The following is a 6290-nucleotide window of genomic DNA, read 5'->3' as shown; positions in this document are numbered from 1 at the left end:
CCGGATCAGGCGCCCGCAACAAGGCGAAGCCCAAGCTGCGGGACAAAAAACCCAATCCCGTCCCCCGCAAACCAATCTGCACCAAACAACAGTCCCCCAGGCACCAGCCAGCGGGCCGTTCGCATTCGGGGGACTGCCGAAGCTTCTCGGAATACGCCGGATGGTCCGAAGGCTGCCGTAAGCCGACGCAGCAGCAGACTTCTTGGCTAAGCGACATGGAGAGCGTCACGCCGCGCCCGGAATAGATGCTATCAAAGACAAGATCGTGGCTTCACGCGATAAAGACGCGGCCGGCGGGAGGGCACCACGCGAGCTCCTGGGTGCCGATACTCTAACCACACTCTCCGCGGTTCGCGGCCAAAGGCCGGAAAGGCCCCGCCTACCCCGTACGGCACCTTGGCGGTCCGCGCCCAGCTTCGTCGATCGGAGCGTATAGGTCCCCGAAGGAGGTCGTGAAATATATTTCAATATGTGAATTATATTGACAACATGCGCCGAGGCTGTAATGTCCCGATCGTCGGCTTTCGGAGGAAGGTCGGCATCATCAAATCCATACGGCAGCGCTCGCCGAGTGCCTGCGACGGTCATTGAGGATGGCTTCGGCCAAGGGAGGAAACTTGCGCAAATTTCTGAGCACGCTCGCAATCGCGGCGGCTGCATCGACCTGCTTTGGGTCGATGCAGGTACGCGCCGAAACCCCCAACCCGTTCAAATGCGAGCCGGGTGAAAAATACGTCATGAACGTCATGGTCTCGGGCGTCGAATACTGGTTCCCGGTCTATGAAATGTTCAAGCAGGCCGGCCAGCAGTTCGGCTGCGAGACCGCCTATACGGGTACGCCGGAATACGACGTCAACAAGCAGATCGCGACCTTCGACCAGGCGCTGGCGCAGAAGCCCGCCGGCATACTGGTACACCCGATGAATTCCGATCCGTTCATCGAGCCGATCAACCGCGCCATCGAACAGGGCACCGCGGTGGTGACCTTCGCCGCCGACTCGCCGAATTCCAAGCGCGTCTCTTACATCACTTCCGACAACAATGCCGAAGGCACCTATGCCGCCGACGCCGTTGCCAAGGCGATGGACGGCAAGGGCGAATATGCGGTGCTGGAGAATCCCGGCCAGGACAACCACGACAAGCGCGTCAACGCGTTCGTTGCCCGCATGGAAGCCAAATGGCCTGACATGAAGCTCGTCGGCCGCGCCGCTTCGAACCAGGATCCCACCAAGGCCTATCAGGCGGTTCTGAGCCTGGCGCAGGCGCATCCTGATCTTGGCGCCGTGTTCATGCCGGAGGCCAACTCGGCCATCGGCGCTGCCCAGGCCGCCAAGGAAGGCGGTGGCAAGATCCGCGTCATGCTCGCCGACGTTAATGCCAAGATCCTCGACATGATCAAGGCCGGCGAGATTTTCGGCTCGGTCAATCCAAACCAGGGTATGCAGGGCTATATGGGCTTCATGCTGTTGTGGATGGCCAAGCACCCCGGCCTGATCGACCCGATGAACGACGCCAAGCGTTCGGGTTTCAACCCGATGAGCGTGCCCTTCGTCGACAATGGCTTCTCCATCGTCTCCAAGGACAATGCGGACGACTTCTACTGGGACAAGTACCTCAAGCGTCGCGGCACCAAGGGCATCGAGGAATAGTCTCGATCCCGCTGCCCGGCCTCGGCATGGCCGGATTAACCGGGAAGGAGGCTTCGGCCTCCTTCCTCCCCCGCAGGTTCATCGCAGGAGCACGGCGTGACCCAGGCGCCCATTCTTGAAATCCGTGGCCTGTCCAAGGCGTTCGGCCCGGTCAAGGCGCTGAGCGACGTCCAGTTCGAGCTGCGGCGCGGCGAAATCCATGCGCTGTGCGGCGAGAACGGCGCCGGCAAGTCGACGCTGATGAACATGATCGCCGGTGTATTGCAGCCCGATGAGGGCGACATCCTGATCGATGGTGAGCGCATTTCGATCCACTCGCCCGCGGCCGCCCAACGCCTCGGCATTGCGCTTGTCCACCAGGAAATCGCGCTCTGTCAGGACGCGACGGTTGCCGAAAACATCTACATGGCCGCGATCAACAGCCGGCGCGCGCCGCTGATGAATTTCCAAAAGCTCTACGCCGACGCCCAGAAGGTGATGGACCTGCTCGCGCCCATTCCGGTGCGTACCAGGGTCGCCGACCTCTCCATTTCCAACCAGCAGCTTGTCGAGATCGCCAAGGCGCTGACGCTCGACTGCAAGGTGCTGATGCTTGATGAGCCGACCGCGGCGCTGACCGAAAGCGAAGCGCAGCGCCTGTTCTCGATCGTGCGCGGGCTCAAGGAGCGTGGCATTTCGGTGGTCTATATCAGCCACCGCATGGCCGAGATCTTCTCGCTGTGCGACCGCGTCACCGTCTTCCGAGACGGCCGCTACGTGGCGACCGATCAGGTCGCCGCCGTTTCACCGGACGATGTCGTGCGCAAGATGGTGGGCCGCGAAATCACCCAGCTCTATCCCGACAAGCTGGCGCCGCAAGAGCTTGGGCGTCTGCTCCTCTCGGTCGAGGGGCTTTCCGATGGGCGCCGCTTCGCCGACGTCGATCTGCAGCTTCGCGCCGGCGAAATCCTGGGCATAGGCGGCCTGATCGGCGCCGGTCGCAGCGAGATCGCACAGACGGTCTGTGGCCTCAGGCCAATGACCTCTGGAACCGTCGCGCTCGACGGAAAGCAGCTCCGGCTGCGCGGCTATGGCGATGCGGTCAAGGCGGGGCTGGTCTATCTCTCTGAGGATCGCAAAGGCTCCGGCGTGTTCCTCGATCTGCCGATCGCCGCGAACATCTCGGCGCTCGACCTCGGCCGGCTCACCGGGCGCCTCGGCCTGCTCGACCGCAAGGCCGAGGATCGTCAGGCGAGGGAACTGACCGGCAGGCTCGGCGTGCGCATGGCCGGCATCGAGGCCGCCGTCTCGACGCTGAGCGGTGGCAACCAGCAGAAGGTTGCCATCGCCAGGCAGCTGTCCGTCAGTCCCAAGGTCATCATCATGGACGAGCCGACGCGCGGGATCGATGTCGGCGCCAAGGTCGAGATCCACCGGCTGCTGCGCCAGCTTGCCGGCAGCGGTGTCGGCGTCATCGTTATCTCGTCGGAACTGCCGGAGCTGATTGGCTTGTGTGACCGCGTTCTCGTGGTGCGCGAAGGCAGGATCGCCGGCGAACTCACCGCCGACGAGCTCGGCGAGGAAGCCATCATCATGCTCGCCTCTGGCGTTCAGGATAGTTCAAATCAAAGGCAGGCCCAGAATGTCGCCTAGGGAATCAGGAGAAGCGCTCGTGCACGCCGAGATCAAGGCCGCCGGGCGGCGCATCAATCTCGCTCAGCTCGCCTCGATGCGCGAGGCCGGGCTGATCGTCATCATCCTGGCGCTGTGCATCGCCATGAGCTTCGCCTCGCCGCACTTCCTGACATGGGGCAATTTCCGCGCCATGCTGATGAGCTTCTCCATCGAAGGGATCGTCGTCGTCGGCATGACGATCCTGCTCATCGTCGGCGGCATCGACCTTTCCGTCGGCTCGGTCGTATGTTTCTCGATGGTGGTCTCGGGTGCGCTGTTCCTCGCCGGCCTCGACCCCTGGACGGCAAGCCTGATCGGCATCGGCGTCAGCGCGCTGATCGGCGCGGCGATGGGCTTCTTCGTGACCGTGATAGGCCTCAATCATTTCATCACGTCGCTGGCGGCCATGGTCATCGTGCGCGGCATGTGCCTGGTGGTCACCAAGGGCACGCCGCTGTCGCTGTTCACACTGCCGCCGGCTTTCAAGGCCATCGGCCAGGGCAGTTTCAACAACATTCCCTATGTCATCCTGATCTTCATCGTCGTGGTGGCCATCTTCGACTTCCTGCTGCGTCGCGCCACGGCCTTCCGCAAGGTTTTCTACACCGGCTCCAACGAGAAGGCCGCGCAGTTCTCCGGCATCAGGACCAATCAGGTGAAGTTCTGGGTCACGGTGCTGTGCTCGACCCTCGCTGGACTGGCCGGCGTCATCTACATGGCGCGCTTTGGCGCGGCGACGCCGACCTTCGGCGCCGGCATGGAGCTCAACATCATCGCCGCGGCCGTCATCGGCGGCGCCTCGCTGAATGGCGGCTCGGGCACCATCTTCGGGGCAATCCTCGGCATGGCGCTGCTCTCGGTGGTGACGAGCTCGCTTATCCTGCTCGATGTCTCGGTCTATTGGCAGGACATGATCAAGGGATGCATCCTGCTGGCGGCGGTGTCGATCGATCACTTCCTGCACCGCAAAAAGTCCTGAACCTCAAAGGCGGCGAAGCAAGACCATGGCCCCTCCCAACACCCGCGACGACATCGCCGCTGTCCGCCAGATGCATCAGGCGCTGGTCCTGCATTATGTCGAAGGCAAGACCCAGGCCGAGATCGCCGGGGAACTCGGCATCTCGCACGCCACCGTCAACCGGCTCATCAAGCGCGGCCACCAGCTCGGCCTCGTCGAGATCAAGATCAAGTCACCGATCGACCATCTGGTCGACCTGGAAGCGCGGCTGGTGGCGCTGGGCGGCATCGAGCGGGCGATGGTGGTTCCGTCGGTCTCCGAAAATCCGCACACGGCCCTGCAGCGCGTCGGCGAGGCGGCGGCTGGGCTGCTGCTCGACACCATCAAGGATGGCGACACGATTTCGATCACCGGCGGCAAGGGTGTCAGCGCGCTGGTCGCCGGTCTCAAGCCGGGGCGCCGCTACGACGTCGAAATCATTCCCGCCACCGGCCTGGTGCAGGGCAAGCACTACACCGACGTCAACCACGTCGCCTCGCTGATGGCCGACAAGCTCGGCGGCCGCGCTTACCAGATCCATGCGCCGCTGTTTGCCGACACCGCGCAGCAGCGCGAGATGCTGATGGGCATCAGCTCCGTCGCCGACGTGTTTCGCAAGGCGCGCGAGGCGGATGTCGCGGTGGTGGGTGTCGGCTCCATCCTGACCGACGATTCCAGCTACTACGACCTGCATCCATCCTCGAATGCCGATCGCCAGGCGATCGAAAAGTCCGGGGCGACAGGCGAGCTGCTCGCTCATCTCATCGACCGCGGGGGCAAGCTTTGCAACTACTCGCTCAACCGTTCGCTGGTCTCGTTGACGCTGGACGAGTTCGGGACCATCCCGCGCTCGATCGGCATTGCAAGCGGCCCCAGCAAGGTCGCGCCGATCCTCGCCGCCCTGCGCGGCAACCATCTCGACACCATCGTCACGGACGAGGCCACGGGGCTCCAGATCCTCGAACTGGCCGAACAGGAGGCAGCATGAATTCTCGACAACTCCAGCGGCAGATCGGCAAGTCCGGCATATCGGCGTCGGCCGTGGGCTTGGGCACCTGGGCGATTGGCGGATGGATGTGGGGCGGCACCGACGAGAAGGAGTCGGTCAGGGCTATAGAAGCCTCGATCGATGCCGGCCTCAGCCTGATCGACACAGCGCCGGCCTACGGTCTTGGCCGCAGCGAGGCGATCGTCGGCACCGCCATCAAGGGCAAGCGCGACAAAGTGGTGATCGCGACCAAATGCGGGTTGAACTGGCATTCCGGCAAGGGCGGCCATTTCTTCGATCAGGACGGCAAGCCTGTGCATCGCTATCTCGGCGCCGCCGGCATCGCCTATGAGGTCGAGCAGAGCCTGCGCCGTCTGGGTACCGACTACATCGACCTCTACATCACCCATTGGCAGGACCCGACGACGCCGATCGCCGAGACGATGGCAGTGCTGGAAAGGCTGAAGGCGGACGGCAAGATCCGCGCCATTGGCGCCAGCAATATCAGCGCCGAGGATCTCGGCCGCTATATCGACGCCGGCCAGCTCGATGCGATCCAGGAGCGCTATTCGATGATCGACCGCGAGATCGAGAGCAGCCTGCTGCCGATCGCCCGCCGCCATGACATCGCCACCCTCAGCTACTCCTCCCTGGCGCTGGGCCTGCTCACCGGCACGGTTGAACCCGGCCGCACATTCGGCGGCGACGACCAGCGTAAGGACAACCCACGCTTTTCCACGGCCAACCGGCAGAAGGTCGCAAAGCTGAAAGAGGCAATCGCCCCGATCGCGGAAAGCCACCAAGCGTCGATGGCGCAGATCGTCATCGCCTGGACGCTCGCCCAGCCGGGCATTACCTTCGCCCTGTGCGGCGCGCGCAATCCTGAACAGGCGCTCGACAATGCACGGGCCGGCGAGATCACGCTTGCCGCAAGCGAGCTTGCGGCAATCGACGCCGCGGCAGCCGCGCATCTCACCGCGATGGATGCCTGAGCAAAAAAGGC

The 6290-nt window shown here is 63.6% G+C and carries 5 protein-coding genes; all 5 read left to right on the top strand.

The genetic code is table 11. The annotated features are described in order from the left end of the window. Window positions 1-617 precede the first annotated feature (617 nt). The 5 genes from NKI21_RS30050 to NKI21_RS30030 all read left to right on the top strand — a co-directional run bounded on the left by NKI21_RS30050 (window position 618) and on the right by NKI21_RS30030 (window position 6279). Entirely contained in the window at window positions 618-1649 is a 1032-nt protein-coding gene (locus tag NKI21_RS30050) for a substrate-binding domain-containing protein (RefSeq protein WP_013529471.1), read from the top strand. Between the two features lie 96 nt (window positions 1650-1745). Beyond that, window positions 1746-3281 (top strand): sugar ABC transporter ATP-binding protein, encoded by a 1536-nt coding sequence (locus NKI21_RS30045; protein ID WP_352868817.1) that lies wholly within the window; start codon window positions 1746-1748, stop codon window positions 3279-3281. A gap of 76 nt (window positions 3282-3357) precedes the next feature. Further along, on the top strand, window positions 3358-4281 hold the full coding sequence (locus NKI21_RS30040) for an ABC transporter permease (RefSeq protein ID WP_236383556.1): 924 nt from the start codon (window positions 3358-3360) through the stop codon (window positions 4279-4281). 25 nt (window positions 4282-4306) lie between these two features. Then, window positions 4307-5287: a sugar-binding transcriptional regulator gene (locus NKI21_RS30035; protein WP_352868813.1), complete on the top strand. Its 981-nt coding sequence runs from the start codon at window positions 4307-4309 to the stop codon at window positions 5285-5287. Beyond that, entirely contained in the window at window positions 5284-6279 is a 996-nt protein-coding gene (locus NKI21_RS30030) for an aldo/keto reductase (protein WP_352868810.1), read from the top strand. The genes NKI21_RS30035 and NKI21_RS30030 overlap by 4 nt, the downstream gene beginning before the upstream one ends. The last annotated feature ends 11 nt before the right edge of the window (window positions 6280-6290 follow it).

This window comes from Mesorhizobium sp. M0715, from assembly GCF_040320355.1.
Taxonomy (GTDB): domain Bacteria; phylum Pseudomonadota; class Alphaproteobacteria; order Rhizobiales; family Rhizobiaceae; genus Mesorhizobium.
Note: the sequence above shows the minus strand (reverse complement) of the source record. Positions and strands in the feature narration are given on the sequence as shown.

What these genes read in the sequence shown, in the direction of transcription:
- NKI21_RS30030 (WP_352868810.1), top strand. Translation starts at nt 5,284, where the DNA reads ATGAATTCTCGACAACTCCAGCGGCAGATCGGCAAGTCCGGCATATCG.
- NKI21_RS30040 (WP_236383556.1), top strand. Translation starts at nt 3,358, where the DNA reads ATGCGCGAGGCCGGGCTGATCGTCATCATCCTGGCGCTGTGCATCGCC.
- NKI21_RS30035 (WP_352868813.1), top strand. Translation starts at nt 4,307, where the DNA reads ATGGCCCCTCCCAACACCCGCGACGACATCGCCGCTGTCCGCCAGATG.